We start from the raw sequence: 17,448 nt of genomic DNA on the forward strand, positions 1-17,448 counted from the left end.
ATCAGTAGCAGCTTTTTCGTATTGTGCTACATATGTGCCAGCTGCTGTGAATGTATCTGTTGGCAAGGCTGGACTCCAAGCATCTGCACCTGATTTTTGTACGAAACCTTCATTTGCAGTAACTGCTGGCACTGTTACTTCACTCACTGGTGTGCCTTCACGTACATCAAAGACTGTCTTAGCACCGTCACCAAACTTACCATTTTCGCCTGCTTCAAACGTTACACGTACATAACCTGCTGGTGTTGGTTGGCTTGGATCATCTGTACGATCGATAACTTTGCCTAAAACTGTTACTTTAACTACACCTTCATCTGTGGTACCGTCTGGATATGTTACCGTCACTGGAACATCATATTCACCTGGTGTATCACCATTTGGTAACGTTGTTCCTTCTTTTGGTTTGATCGTTGTTCCTGCTGGAGCTTTTGTATCATTACCATCTTTATCCTTGAAGGTAACTGCGCCTGCAATGTCACCTTCTGTTGTTGCTTCGCCAGCTGGTTTGGTGATCGTACCAAATTCTGCTGTATAAGCTACTGTATCTTTTTCTTTGTATTGAGCGGTAAATGTTCCAGCAGCTGTGATCGTTTCTGGAACTTCTGGGCTCCATGCTGTAAATACATAGTCTTCTGCTGGAGTCACTGCTGGAGCAACTTTTGCTAATTCTGAGCCAGCTGTGCCATTCTTAACGTCAAAGACTGTCTTAGCATCGGCAGCAAATTCACCATGATCGCCTTTTTCAAAGGTTATGCGTACATACCCTGCTGGTGTTGGCTTGCTTGGATCATCAACTGGGATCACATTACCAACAACAACTGTTACAGTCGTTTCATCGGTTGTGCCATCTGGATATGTTACCGTTACTGGTACTTCGTAAACACCTGGTGTGTTGCCATCTGGTAAAGTCGTGCCATCTTTAGGTGCAACTGTAGTACCTTCTGGCGCTGTAGCATCTTTACCATCTTTAGTATAGGTCACAGCGTTAGCAAGATCGTCATTTGTAGTTGGTTGTCCTAGTTCTTTGTTGATCGTACCACCATTTGCTGTGTATGTTTCAGTATAATCCTTGGCTACTGAAACTGTTGCATAGGTATAATCCTTTGATCCATCCGGATAGGTCACAACTACTGGTGTTACATAAGTTCCCTTAGCTGGTAAACCTTCACCCTTGACAGTGATCTTACCAGTTGCTTCATCAACTGTAACATTAGCTGGATCAAGAACAGTCGCATCAGCTGGTAAGTTAGCCTTTTGCTTTTCTTCATCTGTTGTAGCTGTTGTAAACTTAGTACCTTCTGGCGCTGTAGCATCTTTACCATCTTTATTCGTAAATGTTGGAGCATCTACTACTGCCTCTTCACCAACAGTTCCATCAACTGGCTTATAGGCTGGTACATATGAGTCAGCTACAGGAACAGAAGCTAACAAGGAATCTAGAGCCAAAGCGTTATTTAAACTCTTAGTATTAGTACCTTGCTCAAACACAGCTACCGTAAAGTTAGTATCTCCTGTCAAATCATTAGGGATAGTGTATGAAGTGCTATCTGCTGGAGCAAATGTTCCATCGACCGTTGATACGATCGTTACTGGATCACCAACAGCTACACCGTCTCTGAACCATTGAACTTGATATTCACGTGCTGGTAACAAGCCACCGATCGTAGCTTCGACCTTATCACCAGCAAATGCATTGTGATCACCGCTTGCATCATAATTCAAAGCATCGATCATTGGCTGTGGCGCCATGATCGCATAGTTGATCGATTTAATGTTATAACCTGGATCAACCATGGGCAAAAACTTATCTGCTGGATTTTGGAAGATATTTGATGGGAAAGCGTTGCTCCATACATTGTAATTATCGATCAACGGTGTGATATACATATAGTCTTGGTTGATATGACGGTACTTTTGACCCGCCGTCCCATTCCAAACCATCAAATTATTATGAGAAATATCAGCATCGCTCACCAATTTACCGTATTCATCGTCCTTGATCTTATTAGGAGAAAGAGCATTATTTTGTTTTGTAGCACTAACACCATAAAGCCCTCTAAATGGGATATAGTAATATCCATCAGCATTCGCTACACCAACCACTGTTTCGGCAATATGCGAACCTACACCGTGTTCTTCTTGATAAGCTTTGATGATCTCAGCTTGAGCCTTGCGCATATCATCTACTTGATAGCCCTTGTTATTCTTCTTCCATTCATCCAATTGACGAGTTACTTCGTCATTCAAGTATGATGCAACGATCTTTGTACCAGTAGCTTTTACATCATTACCATCATTGATCCATTGGTTAGCAAGCGAGCCAGCATAGTCCCCATTTTCAAACCAAACATACCCACTAGCTGCACCGTATATACCTTGCTTTGCCCATTCGCCACTTGCGTTAGGTGATTTTTCCCATTGGTCTTCTGGTTTCATCAACCATGTGTCTGCTCCAACCTTATCTTGTAAGATGACCATTGAGTTGACGATCCGGTTGATACCAGCCGTAAAGTCCCAAGATTCGTTATTACGGTTAGTACGTGTATGGAAACCATAGATCCCATCACCTTGTTTAACGACGTTGTATTTTTCTGGATCTGGATTGTTGATCCATGTCCGAATGGCAAACTTTGCATCACCAGCTAATTCGAATTCGTTGCCGTTTTCCAATTCTGGATGATCTAAATTGATAACATAAGTTCCGTCAGCTTCAGAAGTCGTATAGTAGACTTTAGAAACATGTCCTTTACCGTTTACCCATTGAAGATAAACTTTGACCCCAGCCATCGGGATGTCACCACTCCCAAAGCCGAGCATCGTAGTTCCTGTGGTTTGAAGCCATGCTCTACCCGCATATGATTTCTTGTCACCTTGGGTACCAGGACTATAAACAGCATTCTTTTCTAATTCTTCTTGTAATGCTGCTGAAACAGGTGTGTTAGGATCTCCAGGTGTAGCAGATGTATCTGCTGTCTCATCTGCTTCAGTAGTTGCTGCTCTGAAAGCCGATGTAGCAACTGGCTTTTCTGCTTGAGCGTTCACGCCTTCTTCAGATTGAACCGTTGTCGCTTCATCTTTGGCAGTATCTGAGGCTGTCGTAGCTTCTGCTTCATTCTCAACAGCATCAGTTGCCTTCTCTGCTTCGTTCGCTTGGGTTTGCGCACTTTGATCAGTTACTTCTTCTACAGCAGGAGTTGCTTCTTTAGCATCAGTATTTGCGGTACTTGCTTCAGCATCTGCTGTATTAGTTGCAGTTACCTCCTTGTCATCAGTTTGATCAGCCTTGTCTTCCACCACTTCAGCTGTTGCTTCTTGAGTAGCTGTTTCATTGGCTGAAACACTACCTACGCCTGAATAAAGCGCAAATGTCGTCCCAACTAAGACTGATGCCACACCAACTGTGAACTTTTTGATCGCAAAGCGTTGTTGCTTTGGCTCCATCTTTTGGGCTTGTAATTTTTTATTATTTTTTGAAAGCATTACACCAAAACCTCCATTTTGTTTGAACTTCCCTTAAAAGAAACAAGATAAATTAATTATCCTATCACCATAATATTAATTTTTAATCAATAACAAAGCAACTCTTAATTTTTATTTAAACCCCGCTTTATACTATTTTTGGGTTTTTGTACAACAATTTTTTACCATATAAATTAATTTAAATTCAACAAATTTAAATAGCACAGAAGTTTATCGTAATTTATATATAATATAATTCTGTAACTTTTCAGTTCAAGCACTATATGTAATAGGTGTATACTTCTATATAACTCAATCAGCTAAATAAGGGGGACTAGATATGTTCAAAATTTTTTCATTTTTCAGTCAAAAACAGCGGATCCGAAATAGTTTCTTTGCACTTCTTTACGGTTTTCTTTCAGCCGTTGCGATCAATTTATTTCTCAATAATGCGCAATCCTATTCCGTCGGAGTGACTGGGATCGCACAGTTACTGCAAGCTGTTCTGGCAACGTTTGGGATCGACCTTTCAATGAGTATTTTACTGATCCTCTTTAATGTGCCCCTCTTTTTCTTTGCTTGGCGTGCATTTGGGATCAAATACATCACGTACTCACTACTAGCAGTAGGTTCAAATATCGTCTTTTTACATCTCGTCCCCGAAGTCGTGATCGTCAAAGACCAATTGACTAATACTTTGGTCGGCTCAGCGTTAGTTGGTTTGGGGATCGGACTTTGCTTTAATAGTGGTTTTTCAACCGGGGGGACTGACATCATCGTCAATTACATCCAACTGCACTACCACAAGAAAATTGGCTTCCTAAACAACCTCTTAAATAGCGGGACTTTGATCATTACCGCCCTTTGCTTTGACTTAGGGCGGACAGTTTACAGCCTTCTAGGCATGTTGATCACCAGCTATTTGATGGATTCTGTTTTTGTCTTACAAAAAGATGTCAATATTTTGATCTTCACCAAAAATCCTGACCCGATCACAGATGCACTTAAAAAATTCGTTCATGGCGCAACTTTAGTCAAGGGAACTGGGATCTACACAGGTGAAGCTACTGATATCATCATCATTGTTGCCCAAAAAGGCCAGCTCAACTATTTAAAACAGCTTGTCCAAGCGATCGATAAAAACGCATTTCTCAGCACCCAAGCGACCGATGCTGATCTGGGAAATTACCGACGTGTCTTTGAAAACTGACAAAGAAGCGTAGTATGGAAAATAATTTCCATACTACGCTTCTTAATTGACATTAATTTTTACGCTTTTTACCTTTTGCAACAAAGAATAGTGGCGTACATGCGAGAGCAGCTAGTAAAGCGCCTAAGCTCTTGACTTCAGTTTCATCACCTAAAGCAGGTAATTCTGAAGCTACATTGCCATCTTTTTGAGTTGCTAAGCCCTTTGTATTAGAACCTTTTTGCCCACTGTTCATATTCTTTAACATAGTACCGTTATCTTTATTAGACTTAGTACTTAAATTCAGAATTTGATCAGCTGCTGCTGAGTTAAGCTCGTCTTTAGCGTTTTCTAAGCCACCATCATTTGTGCCTCCTGTTGCTTCAGGAGCTTTGTCTGGTGTCCCATTATTTCCATTGTCTGGATCTGTTGGTGTGTCTGGCTTTTCGTTATCGCCATTGTCTGGGGTCGTTGGTGTATCTGGCTTTTCGTTATCGCCATTGTCTGGGCCTGTTGGTGTGTCTGGCTTTTCGTTATCACCATTGTCTGGGGTCGTTGGTATATCTGGCTTTTCGTTATCACCATTGTCTGGGCCTGTTGGTGTGTCTGGATCTACTTTTTCATAAGTGATCGTTAATTCACTATCTTCTGAATCAGGCGATACTTCTAATGGATCAACTTGTTGTGATGGTTTGTATCCATTAAATTCTGGTAGCGTGATCCCTTCAAGTGTGCTTTGATCTACACTCCAATCACCTAACGTTTTTTGTCCTGTGAACTGATCAGTCAAAACTTGGCGAGTAAATGTAGCCTTTTGTTCAACTACATGTGTCTTGCCATCTGGATCGGTGATCGTGATCGTGCGTGTTACAATTTTTGTATCTTCATGTGTTGCATAAGCTACATACAAGATATCATCTTCCATATCTTCCATATCTGGAGTCACCGTTTGTGCTTCGATCGCTGTTCGTCGAGTAGTATAACCTTCAAGCTGTGGGATACCAAATCCTTCAAAGGTTTTTTCGGCTTCCTTCCAATCACCTGTCGCAACGATCTTACCTGCTGCATTTAAATAAACAGTCCGAACAAATGTAACACTTTGAACATGTTGTGACCCATTTCCTCCAAGGGATCCCCCTCGAGGCAAGATGCCATCAACGATTCGGACAGTAAAGGTTCTTTTTACTTCCTTAGTTTCTTGCTCGATCTTATAGTAGTCGACTTCAACCGTTGTACTTTGGCTATCTGGATCAACAACGATCGCTTCGACTTCTTCTACAGACGCTACATAGCCTTCAAACTTAGGTGGGGCATAGGCTTCAAGCTCTGTTGGTAAAAGATCCCACTCGCCATATGTCACTTCACCGGTCGCTAAGTTCTTTTTCACTTCACGTTTGAACGTTACACTTTGAACATGCTCACGTTTCATCCCATTTGGCAAGTTTAAAATGATCGTACGATCGACCACGCGTTCTTCAAGCTCAGTTTCTACGATCGAAGTATAGTAAATTGCAGCTTCTTCGTCTTCCATCCCTGGTTTAACGCTCTTATTGTCGATTTTTACAGTGTCAGTCGTGTAGTTTTCATATTCTGGCGCATCAAAGGCATCCCAGATATCTTTACCGTCTTTGGCGATCCATTCACCGTATGTCACTTCACCAGTTGCTAAGTTCTTTTTCACTTCTCGGCTAAATGTCACACTTTGGGTCACTTCATCGACTTTTTTGCCATCTTGATAGATGCTGATCACTCGTTTTACGGTATCATATTCTGTTTTTGTCTCGACTTTTGAAGTGTAATAGATCGCAGCTTCTTCATCTTCCATTTCTGGTTTAACGGTCTTATTGTCGATTTTTACTGTGTCAGTCGTATAGTTTTCGTATTCTGGTGCATCAAAAGCTTCCCAGATATCTTTACCGTCTTTGGCGACCCATTCACCGTATGTCACTTCACCAGTCGCTAAGTTCTTTTTCACTTCGCGACTAAATGTCACACTTTGCGTCACTTCATCGACTTTTTTGCCATCATGATAGATGTTGATCACACGTTTTACAGTATCGTATTCTGTCGTTGTTTCAATAGCAGCCTCATAATAGATATCGACCGTCCAACTTTGCGTATCTGGGGTAACAACGGCTGCTTCAACTTTATCCATTGTCGGGATATAGTTTTCGACCTTTGGAACTTCATATTCTGGGAATGTTATTTTTTCCATTCCCCAAGCACCATAGACTTCTTCACCTGTTACTAGATTTTTTCTTACCTCACGTTTGAAGGTCACATCTTGAGTAACTTTCTTAGTTTCACCATTTGGTAAATGAAGGATGATCGTTCTTTGAACAAAGCGTTCCTCGATCCGCGTATCGATCTTAGCAGTATAATTGATCGATACTTCTTGGTCTACCATGCCTGGTTTGACTACCTCATTGTCGATCTTTACGGTATCAGTCGTATAGTTTTCGTATTCTGGGGCATCAAAGGCATCCCAGTTGTCTTTACCATCTTTGGCGATCCATTCGCCATATTCAGTCTCGCCTGTCACTAAGTTCTTTTTCACTTCACGGCTGAATTCTACGACTTGAGTCACTTCATCGACTTTTTTGCCATCTTGGTAGATGCTGATCACTCGTTTTACGGTATCGTATTCTGTCGTTGTTTCGACTTTTGAGGTGTAGTTGATCGATACTTCTTCGTCTTCCATGCCTGGCTTGACAGTCTTGTTGTCGATCTTTACCGTATCGGTCGTATAGTTTTCGTATTCTGGGGCATCAAAGGCATCCCAACTATCTTTACCGTCTTTGGCTACCCATTCGCCCCATTCAATCTTACCAGTCACTAAGTTCTTTTTACCTTCGCGACTGAACTCCACGACTTGAGTCACTTCATCGACTTTTTTGCCATCTTGGTAGATGCTGATCACTCGTTTTACGGTATCGTATTCTGTCACCGTCTCTACTTTTGAGGTGTAGTTGATCGATACTTCTTCATCTTCCATGCCTGGCTTGACAGTCTTGTTGTCGATCTTTACCGTATCGGTCGTATAGTTTTCGTATTCTGGTGCATCAAAAGCATCCCAGTTGTCTTTACCGTCTTTAGCTACCCATTCGCCGTATTCAGTTTCGCCTGTCACTAAGTTCTTTTTCACTTCACGGCTGAATTCTACGACTTGAGTCACTTCATCGACTTTTTTGCCATCTTGGTAGATGTTGATCACGCGTTTTACGGTATCGTATTCTGTCGTTGTTTCGACTTTAGCTTTGTAGTTGATCGAAACTGTTTCACTTGGAGTATCGGCTGTAACTTTCTTTTTGTCCACTACACCATTTTCTAATTCGTAGTTTTCAAGTTCTTTAGCCTTATATTCATCCCAGTGATCTTTACCATCTTCTGCGATCCACTCACCATATTCGATCTCATCAGTCACTAAGTTTTTGATCACTTCACGCGTAAAGGTCACACTTTGCTTGACTGTCTCTATATGTTCACCATCTTTATAAAGGTTGATCACACGCTCTACTGTTCTTGTTTCTTCAGAAATTTCTTTTTCAGACGTATATTTGATATCGTTAACTATGTTTTTTGAATTTGGATTAACGATACAACGTTTTTGAACTGTTCCTTCCGTATGCTTATAGCCTTCATATTGTGGGAGCGTAACCTCATCGAACATCTTAGTAGGTTCATCCCAAGCACCATAAGTCTTCTCACCAGTCGTTAGATTTTCAGTCACTTCACGCGTAAAGACTTCTTCTTGGCGGATAACGTCAAAAAGTTTATCATCATGCCAAATATTGATCGTCCGGGTAATGACCCTTTCTTCAGTATATGTTTTTGTATTAGCAACATAGTAAACATCAACTACTTGATTTGGAGTATCAGCTGTTACACTCATGTTGTCTACTTTATTGACAGTAGTACCATTGACTTGTGCTGTATAGCCTGCTTGTTCAGGAATATCATAGGCTTCAAATTGACCAGTTTTTACCCCTACCACGCCATCATTTTTAACATACCATGTTCCTAAGATCTTATGGAAGTTTACGGTTTGGACTTTTGTGTCGACCAACTCACCGTCTTTATAAAGATTGATCGTGCGAGTAACTGTTTTTTCTTCATACGCTTGCCCATCAGTTTGCTTTTCAGCTTCTGCTTGTGGCGTCAAGGTTATTTCTGTTTGCTCATTTAAAGGATCGGAGACAGCTTTAACTTGGTTTTCTGTTGTAGCTGTCTCTAAATTTTCATTTTCGGCAGCTGAGATACTACCCGCACCTAAAAATGTCATTCCCAACAAAACTGAAGCTACACCTATGCTTAACTTACGTAGACCATAACGTTGCTTTTTAGCTGCTTGTTTTTCCACCATCAGCTGTTTATTATTTTTTGATAACATCTTATCCTAGCTCCTCCTCTTAATAATTAAAATATTAAAAATAACCTCGAATATTACTTTTAATTTTTTAGGTATTTTTAGAACTAAAGATAAAATATCATACACGACATACTAAATGGAAACCCTTTAACTGCACTTATAAATAAACTTAATCATAGTTAAAAAAATTCAAAATTATTTTTGGTCATCTATAACTTTTTTTAATCAAAACAATAATTTTTTAAAAAATTTCTCCAACAAAAAAAGCTGTCGCCACAGAGATCTGTAACAACAGCTTTAGCTAAAAATATTATTTATGATAAGGGCTACCATTATTGATCATAAAGCCACGGTAGATCTGCTCAGTCAAAACTAAACGCATCAACTGATGGGGCAAGGTAAAACGGCCAAACGAGATCTTTGTTTGAGCTCGCTTTAAAACAGCTGGACTTAAACCAAGTGAGCCCCCGATCACAAAGGTCACATCACTATGTCCGTATGTCCCTAATTTTTCTAATTCAGCAGCAAATTCTTCCGAAGAGCGTTCTTTACCCTCGATCGCTAATGCATAAACATACTCTTTATCCTTAATTTTATGCAAAATGCGCTCACCTTCTTTTTGTTTCACCGCTTCCATCTCGGCTGGACTTAACTTTTCTGGTGCTTTTTCATCGGGAACTTCGATAATTTCAAATTTGCAAAACTTACTTAAGCGCTTAGAATACTCAGCAATACCTTGTTTTAAGTATTTTTCTTTGAGTTTTCCCACACAAACGATCTTAATATTCACGAAAATAATTCCTTTCTCATATACTTATCCACAAAGTTATCCACATATCCACAGAGTTAACCACAAGATATTGGGGAGCACTTTTGTTCTGTCCCCATATTTATGGGGATAACCTCATTAAATATCTTCTTGTATTATTATACACAATATCCAAAAAGGACGGTACTAAGTTCTCACTTAGTTGCCGTCCTCATAATTAACATTTTAATTTAACTTTATTCGTTGGAATTCGATGATGTCGTCGTATTGGAATCATCTGCTTCCAAGGTCAATTTAACATTAGCGGTCTGTTGCTTACCTTCATGATAATAACCGATCTCAACCGTGTCACCGATCTTATGTTCATATAGTGCTTGACGCAAGGACGCTAAGTCGGTAACTTTCTTACCACCGATCGATGTGATCACATCATATTTAGCAATACCACTATCTTTCAACGGTGAACTAGAATCGATCTTCATAACGACCACACCGCTAGTAACATCTGTTGGTAACTTGAGCGTATCTGTTCGAGCACTTTGAGAGACATAATCTAGATCAACTAGAGAGATCCCCAAGGCTGGACGCTTAACTTTTCCATTTTCAACTAATTGATTGATGATCGAAACCACTTCATTACTTGGGATCGCAAAGCCCATCCCTTCAACAGATGTCGATTCACTTGAACCAGTACTTGAAAGTTTCATCGAGTTGATCCCGATAACTTGACCTTGTAAGTTCACTAAAGCACCACCAGAGTTACCTGGGTTGATCGCGGCATCAGTTTGGATAACAGTCGCCTGCCCCGTGGTAACACCACTGCTGTTAGTTACGTTGATCGTCCGACTCTTAGCCGAAATGATACCTTGAGTCAAAGAGGTGGCATATTCTGAGCCAAGAGGAGAGCCGATCGCCAAAGCTGTTTCACCAACTTTGATATTATCCGAGTTGCCAAAACTTGCAACTTGTTTAACATCTTTGGCGCTGATCTTAAGCACAGCTAAGTCAGTTACCGAGTCATGTCCCACTACAGTAGCCGATAACTTCTTGCCACTATTCAACAAGACTTCAACTTTGTTAGCGCCTGAGATCACATGGTTATTGGTGACGATATAAGCAGTATTACCGCTCTTTTTATAAATGACCCCAGAGCCTTCACTAGTGGATGTTTGACTAGTCGAGTTATCAGAATTTTGCCCAAAGAGGTCTTCTAAAGACGAACTTGATTGTTGTTCTGAGTAAGCTTCGACCGAAACAACTGCATCTTTGACCGCATCAAAAGCTTTAGTCGTTTGCGTGCTGACATTGACCTTAACGTTGCTAGTCGTTGTCGTTCCTTGGGAATTACTTGCTAGTTGGGTACTATTGTTTTGATACAACGTATAGCCTCCAACAGCTACGCCACCACCAAGTACACCGGCACACAGACCGATCAAAAATACTTTACCTAGCCCTTGTTGCTTTGAGCCTGGCTGTTTGGCTGGTCCATTATTTGGACCAACTTCAGTAAACTCACCATCAAATTGTTCATTCTTGCTCATACAAAAAGTCACCTCTTAAAATTAAGTATCTATATTATCTATAATAAGCCTTTTGCAACAAAATTGCTTACAATAATGTAAAAATTAATTTTATCCTAAAAAATATAGTTTTATCTTAAAAAACTGTCAACTCGGTCGCTTGTGCTGGATCAGTGTCTAATAAGCAAAAATCTTGATCAACACCGAAGTCTTTAGCCTGCATTTGACGTTTGACTGTCAAATGCGCTAATTCTTTGACATTATTTTCTTGGCTCAAGTGACCAAGATAGATCTTCTTGGTCCGAGTCCCTAAAACGCTCATCAATGCGTTGGCACTATCTTCATTGGATAAATGCCCTTGATCACTTAAGATCCGTTGCTTTAGCGACCACGGATAGATCCCGGCGCGTAACATCTCGGTATCGTGGTTACATTCAAATAAATATCCATCTGCATTTTCCACGATCCCTTTGACCCGATCTGAGACATAGCCAGTATCTGTCACAATGGCAAATGATTTCCCCGCATAATGTACTTCATAAAATTGTGGGTCAGTCGCATCATGCGAAACGCCAAAACTTTGCACATCTAGATCACCAAAGGTTTGAACTGTCTCACGTTCAAAAATGTGCTTCTGTTCTGTTTTGACCTGCCCGATCTTAGGTGCCATTTGTTCCCAAGTCTTTTCATTGGCGTAGACATCTAAGCCATAGCGACGAGCTAAAACACCGACACCCTTGATATGATCACTATGTTCGTGAGTCACCAAGAGTTTGTCAACATCTTTTAATGTCCGCCCGATCGAATTCATCAGTCCTTCGATTTTTTTACCCGAAAGTCCAGCATCGATCAATAATTTTTGCTTAGGCGTCTCGATATAAGTTGCATTACCGGTACTTCCACTGGCAAGCACGCTAACTTTCAACCCAACTTCTTCACTCATTGTCAAGCTACCCTTTCTCGTTTATTTAACACTGATCGTTTCATCCATCACACTACCTGTAAAGGCATTGATCCGCCGATACTGGATGTTGCCTGTATTACTATTTTTTATACAGAAATTCCAAGTTGGGATATATACGATGCTATTATTTACCGATAATAACCGTGTATACCCTAAATGGCACCACAAAACTTGTGTATTAGCGGGCAATTTATTGTATTGATACAACCAGATCAATGCCCGTTCTTGGCTAATAGTATCACGTTTTTCGCGCAAGATCTGGATATCATTCATATATCCTTGAGTATAGCCTGTCACATAGCCATTTTTTATCTCAAATCGGATCTGACCATCACTCGAGTATACCGGCCCGCCATAGATCATCTGCGTGTAAACGACCACAGATCTATTTGAAAGATCTTTATTATAAGTATACTCCTTACCAAAGATGACGATACTATTATCTTTTAAAAATTCATCTATTGTTGTTTGCGGTTTGTCTGGATCGGCTAGTTTTAAACCATCTGTAAAGTTGACCGTTAATTTGTGGTTGGCATATTCCCAACTATAATACAACTGGTCAGCTTTCTCTCGCAAAATATTTGAATTTGAGCTGGAGATATAATAACCAGCTTGCGGTTTATCCGATAGATGACCATAAGAAATCTGATCATTTTTGATACTCTTTAATACAGATCCTGAAGTACTGGTCGTAGAAAACGAACTCGTTCGTTGATCGATCGTATCATTTTGTGTCACATAAACACTCAACAAAAAAATATCTAAGGCGATAAAGGCGATGACAAAGATCCATTCGATACGTTTAAAATTCATTGTCGTTATCCCCCCATTTCTTCCCTGAGATCAGATCTTGATAGTTGATCCAAACGTTATTGTATTTGACAAAATATGTCGGTGTCAGATCAATGACCAGTGAAGCTGTGCTATTTTGTGAGACTGTATATCCGATCTGAATATCGCTGATCTTGCCCAAATCGACATCGGTACTTTGTAAATCAGGCAAGATCTCTTTAGTCGGCTTGAGTGTCACCGCCTTCCCAGCTGCCGGCACTGGAACTTGTAGGCTACATTGGGAAAAGACCAATTTCTTACTACGAACACGATTTTGGATCTGATAAGTCCCAAAATCACGTGCTGAGATCACAGGAAAACCAGCGATATAACTGCGATAGATGACATTTTTTTCCTGTATATCATACTCAGAATACTTAACATCGGCTAAACTAACACCTAATTGCTCCAGATCAGTAAAATCATTTGTTAAATGGTCATCTAAAGTCCAATTTTGGCGTCCAGTCTCATCGGTCAAATAATCTGTATAAGTTATCAAGCCCGTCTTGTCGCGGATGCTCAATTTTTGCCCCGAATCGTCGGAATAGATCGTTACACCATCTTGTTCACGGGTCGTCAACGATGAGGTACTGCTCTTTTCAGTCCCTAACAAGCGAGTAACGTACATCCCTACATTTTCTTTATTGTATAAATAACTATGCCGTGGCACCGTGAGCTGTTCTTCATAATACTGGATCAGACGGCCGTTTTGATATTCATAGCTAAGTTTATAGCGTTTGAGCCCCTTATTTTTGTGGACGTTATTGAGCTTAGCTTTATCATATTTTGTCAACTTAGCCTTGTATACTTTGAGACCTGCATCATCTAGAAAATAGACTTTAGAGCCATCATAACTGATCACGATCCGATCAAAACTGTAATTTTCACTCTTAGCTGGCTGTTCAGCAAGGTATTGTTTCAAGACCCCAAAGGAGAGCTCCGAACCATAATTCAACTGGTACGATCTAGGCGTCTGTACCAACTTCAGGTACTCGCTTTTACTAACAGTCTCTGGTTCACTGATATCGGTGATCTTACTTCCTTCTAAAGAGGTCATCATTAGATCGACTACATCGATCCGATTGCTCAATAGCCGACTAGATGATCGTTTATCTGTTACCGTGATCGATACTGGTCGATATACATCAGTTAATTTTTTCTTATCTGTCGTGTTGGTATCATCATTGACAACTCTAGTCTTATCCGGAGCTGCCATCCCTGCTAGTCGTTGAAAATAAACAGGTGTTACCCAGATCAAAGCTGTAAAAACAACACTAAATAACACCGCAAGGATCAAAATGGCATGTAAAAACCACCCGTTTAAGCGTTTATTCTTCATCCCATAGATCTCCTTCCTCGTATTCTTCATATGGTAGCGAGATATAGAAGGTCGAACCCTTCCCTTCCGTACTATCGACCCAGATCCGGCCGTGATGCAATTCGATCACTTCCTTAGAGATCGCTAGTCCAAGACCAGTTCCGCCTTGCGCCCGGGAACGTGCTTTATCGACCCGATAGAAGCGTTCAAAGATATGCGCTAGTTCCTTTTTGGGCATCCCTAGACCTTGATCAGAGATACTCATGATGACATGATTATGCGTCTCCAACAAACGGCAAGTGATCACGCCACCATCAGGTGAATACTTGATCGCATTATTCATGATATTATCTACCACTTGAATAATCTTGTCGGTATCGACTTCGACCCAAAGTGGCTTATCGGTAAAGTCACGTTTGATCGTATAATTTTTTGTCACTTCACGTGTATCGTTGTTGTCCTTTTCAAGCATCATATCAAAACGATTCAAGATATAGTTGAACAATTCATTTAAATTGACTAGCTCTAAATCTAACTCAACTTTTCCTAGATCCATTCGCGATAAACTCAAAAGATCATTGATCATCCGGATCATTCGGTCAGTTTCTTCTTGCGTGACCTTTAAAAAAGCCGGTGCGATCTCAGGGTCTTGCCAAGCACCTTCATTTAATGCCTCAATGTAACTGCGCATACTCGTCAACGGGGTCCGCAATTCATGCGAAACATTGGAAACAAATTGACGCCGTTCGCGATCGATCCGTTGTTGTTCGGTAATATCATGCAAGACACATACGATCCCGATGATAAAGCCTGAGCGCCGTTGGATCAGCGAAAAATTGGCATTCAAGATCTGGTCACGATTGGTGTTTAATTCATCCAAAATGATCTCATTTTGATTTTCCAAAAGTTCGCGGATCGTATATTTATCACGGATATTCAAAACATCTAAGATCGACTTATCCCTAACATCATCTGGGTCTACTTCTAGCGCTTCACACGCCATATCGTTGATGATCGTGATCTTGCCCCCACGATCAGTAGCGATCACACCATCTGACATATGCGATAAGATCAGATCCAGGCGTCGCCGCTCTGATTCGGTCGCTTCTTGAGCTTCTTCGACCCGGGCTGATAGATTGTTGACAGCTTGAGCTAATTGCCCTAATTCATCACGTCCATAAACTTGGACTTGCCCGGAATAATCACCGCGAGCGATCCGCGCAGTTTGCTTTTTCATTTCATCGATCGGACGGGTGATCGCACTTGACACAAGGATCGCAAGGGCTAATCCGATCCCCGTAGCGATCAACGCCGCAGTCGCAAAGATCACGATGACATCATTGACCGAATCGTAGACACTTTCTAAATTAGCACGGACATAGACTGCACCGACGACCGTATTGTTATTGCCCGAAGTGTTGAACAACGGGGTGATCGCGATATAGTAGCGCCGGTTATCCCGCTCATTATACATCGTCTGCGAGAAATTACGTCCACTGTACAAAACCTGTTTAATACTATTGTTTGTTGCTTTTTGCCCGATCATCGAGCGATTATTCACATTATTTTCACCACGGATCACACCTTTAGCATCTACGACTTGAATATCTGAAATATTGTTATTATTGATATCATCTAAGATAGTTTTGATCCGCTCATTTGCTTCATTCGTATCGGCTTCATTCAATTGCGTAACTAACAAATTGTTGACATAAGCTGGCATTTCCACACTTTGCTTAAATTGTTTTAAATTCTCACTTTTTAAGCGTTGCACAAATACCGCACCAACGATCTGGAAGGCTAAAAACAACAGTAAAGCAAAAACCAGTGCGATCTTAAAATGGATCGACTGGAAAAAATGCAATTTCTTATTCATTTTACTCGGCCTCTGGATTACGTAAATAATAGCCGATCCCACGGCGAGTCACCAACCAGACGGGGCGACTAGGGTTATCTTCGATCTTTTCACGCAAACGGCGGACCGTTACGTCAACTGTCCGAACATCCCCAAAGTAATCATAGCCCCAAACCGTCTGCAACAAGTGCTCTCTGGTCATGACTTGTCCAATGTGTTTGGCTAAATAGTAAAGCAATTCAAATTCACGGTGGGTCAATTCGATATTTTCATCATTTTTGGAGACCACATATGCTTCTGGGTGGATCGTTAAGTTTCCGATCACAATGTCACTACTTTTTTCTTTTTCTTCACTTTGAGCACTAGCAACTACTGTGGCTTGACGCCGTAAATTGGCCTTGACCCGTGCGATCAATTCACGGTTAGAAAATGGTTTGGTCACATAGTCATCAGCCCCCATCTCTAAACCTAAGACCTTATCTAATTCAGTGTCTTTAGCCGTTACCATAATGATCGGCATCTCGTATTTTTTCCGGACTTCACGTGCTACTTCGAGCCCATCGACCTTAGGTAACATCAGATCTAAAATGATCAGATCAGGCAAGACCTCTTCGACCTTATCTAACGCTTCTTGGCCATCTTCGGCAGTATATACATCGTAACCTTCTTTGGTCAGATTGAACTTAATGATATCTAAGATCGGTTTCTCATCGTCTACAACTAAAATTTTTTTCATAAGTTTAAATTCCTTTTTATATAAATTACATACCTATCACTGTGAGCACTACTGCCCCTTGGAGATAGTCCACTAGACCATACCCACCTTATTGTACTACAAACTCAGCTTGGGTTACAGAAACTCAATATTTAGGTTTTGACTATTCTATATCAAAATACACAAAAAAACAGCAACCACAGAGCAAGATCTGCAATTGCTGTTAGTAAATCTCTGATGGGTGGTCAGGGGATCGAACCCTGGACCCACGGATTAAGAGTCCGTTGCTCTGCCAGCTGAGCTAACCACCCAATTCATCAACGAATAATACTATATCAAAGAAACAGCCAAAGCGCAAGAGTTTTTTGGTAAAAAACTAAAAACACCATACTATGCTTATTACAAAAGGTCCTTTCTGCCCAAATATTTGCGAGCGGTCCCGCTATATAAAATGTAGAA

General features: G+C 40.8%; 10 protein-coding genes and 1 tRNA gene. 1 reads left to right on the plus strand and 10 read right to left on the minus strand.

Annotated elements, in window-relative coordinates; translation table 11 throughout:
• A partial coding sequence (locus LMU01S_RS08160; RefSeq protein ID WP_061773566.1) for a YPDG domain-containing protein occupies positions 1-3,480 on the minus strand: 3,480 nt, incomplete at its 3' end.
• 319 nt (positions 3,481-3,799) lie between these two features.
• On the opposite strand from LMU01S_RS08160, the gene LMU01S_RS08165 reads away from it, so the two are divergent.
• The gene (locus LMU01S_RS08165; RefSeq protein ID WP_056959275.1) at positions 3,800-4,669 is read left to right on the plus strand and encodes a YitT family protein; all 870 of its coding nucleotides are present in this window, start codon (positions 3,800-3,802) and stop codon (positions 4,667-4,669) included.
• Positions 4,670-4,721: 52 nt separating this feature from the next.
• Here the strand turns inward: LMU01S_RS08165 and LMU01S_RS08170 are convergent, their stop codons facing one another.
• From LMU01S_RS08170 to LMU01S_RS08210, 9 genes are all read right to left on the minus strand, one after another.
• A complete protein-coding gene (locus tag LMU01S_RS08170) occupies positions 4,722-9,038 on the minus strand; it encodes a mucin-binding protein (protein WP_061773567.1) in 4,317 nt (1,438 codons plus the stop codon).
• Positions 9,039-9,327: 289 nt separating this feature from the next.
• Positions 9,328-9,807, minus strand: a complete 480-nt coding sequence (rlmH, locus tag LMU01S_RS08175) for a 23S rRNA (pseudouridine(1915)-N(3))-methyltransferase RlmH (protein WP_056958892.1) — start codon at positions 9,805-9,807, stop codon at positions 9,328-9,330.
• Positions 9,808-10,022: 215 nt separating this feature from the next.
• Positions 10,023-11,327: a S1C family serine protease gene (locus tag LMU01S_RS08180; protein WP_056958891.1), complete on the minus strand. Its 1,305-nt coding sequence runs from the start codon at positions 11,325-11,327 to the stop codon at positions 10,023-10,025.
• Positions 11,328-11,442: 115 nt separating this feature from the next.
• Positions 11,443-12,249, minus strand: coding sequence for an MBL fold metallo-hydrolase (locus LMU01S_RS08185; protein ID WP_056958890.1), 807 nt, complete (start codon positions 12,247-12,249; stop codon positions 11,443-11,445).
• A 21-nt stretch (positions 12,250-12,270) separates the two neighbouring features.
• Entirely contained in the window at positions 12,271-13,083 is an 813-nt protein-coding gene (locus LMU01S_RS08190; protein WP_056958889.1) for a two-component system regulatory protein YycI, read from the minus strand.
• A complete protein-coding gene (locus LMU01S_RS08195) occupies positions 13,073-14,440 on the minus strand; it encodes a YycH family regulatory protein (protein ID WP_056958888.1) in 1,368 nt (455 codons plus the stop codon). The genes LMU01S_RS08190 and LMU01S_RS08195 overlap by 11 nt, the downstream gene beginning before the upstream one ends.
• Positions 14,430-16,295, minus strand: a complete 1,866-nt coding sequence (gene walK / locus LMU01S_RS08200; protein WP_056958887.1) for a cell wall metabolism sensor histidine kinase WalK — start codon at positions 16,293-16,295, stop codon at positions 14,430-14,432. Before walK ends, LMU01S_RS08195 begins: the two co-directional genes overlap by 11 nt.
• Position 16,296: 1 nt before the next feature.
• The gene (gene yycF / locus LMU01S_RS08205) at positions 16,297-17,010 is read right to left on the minus strand and encodes a response regulator YycF (protein WP_056958886.1); all 714 of its coding nucleotides are present in this window, start codon (positions 17,008-17,010) and stop codon (positions 16,297-16,299) included.
• Between the two features lie 217 nt (positions 17,011-17,227).
• Positions 17,228-17,300: transfer RNA gene (locus LMU01S_RS08210), tRNA-Lys, on the minus strand.
• Positions 17,301-17,448 lie beyond the last annotated feature (148 nt).

Origin of the sequence: Ligilactobacillus murinus DSM 20452 = NBRC 14221 (assembly GCF_001591685.1) — a bacterium.
Lineage (GTDB): Bacteria > Bacillota > Bacilli > Lactobacillales > Lactobacillaceae > Ligilactobacillus > Ligilactobacillus murinus.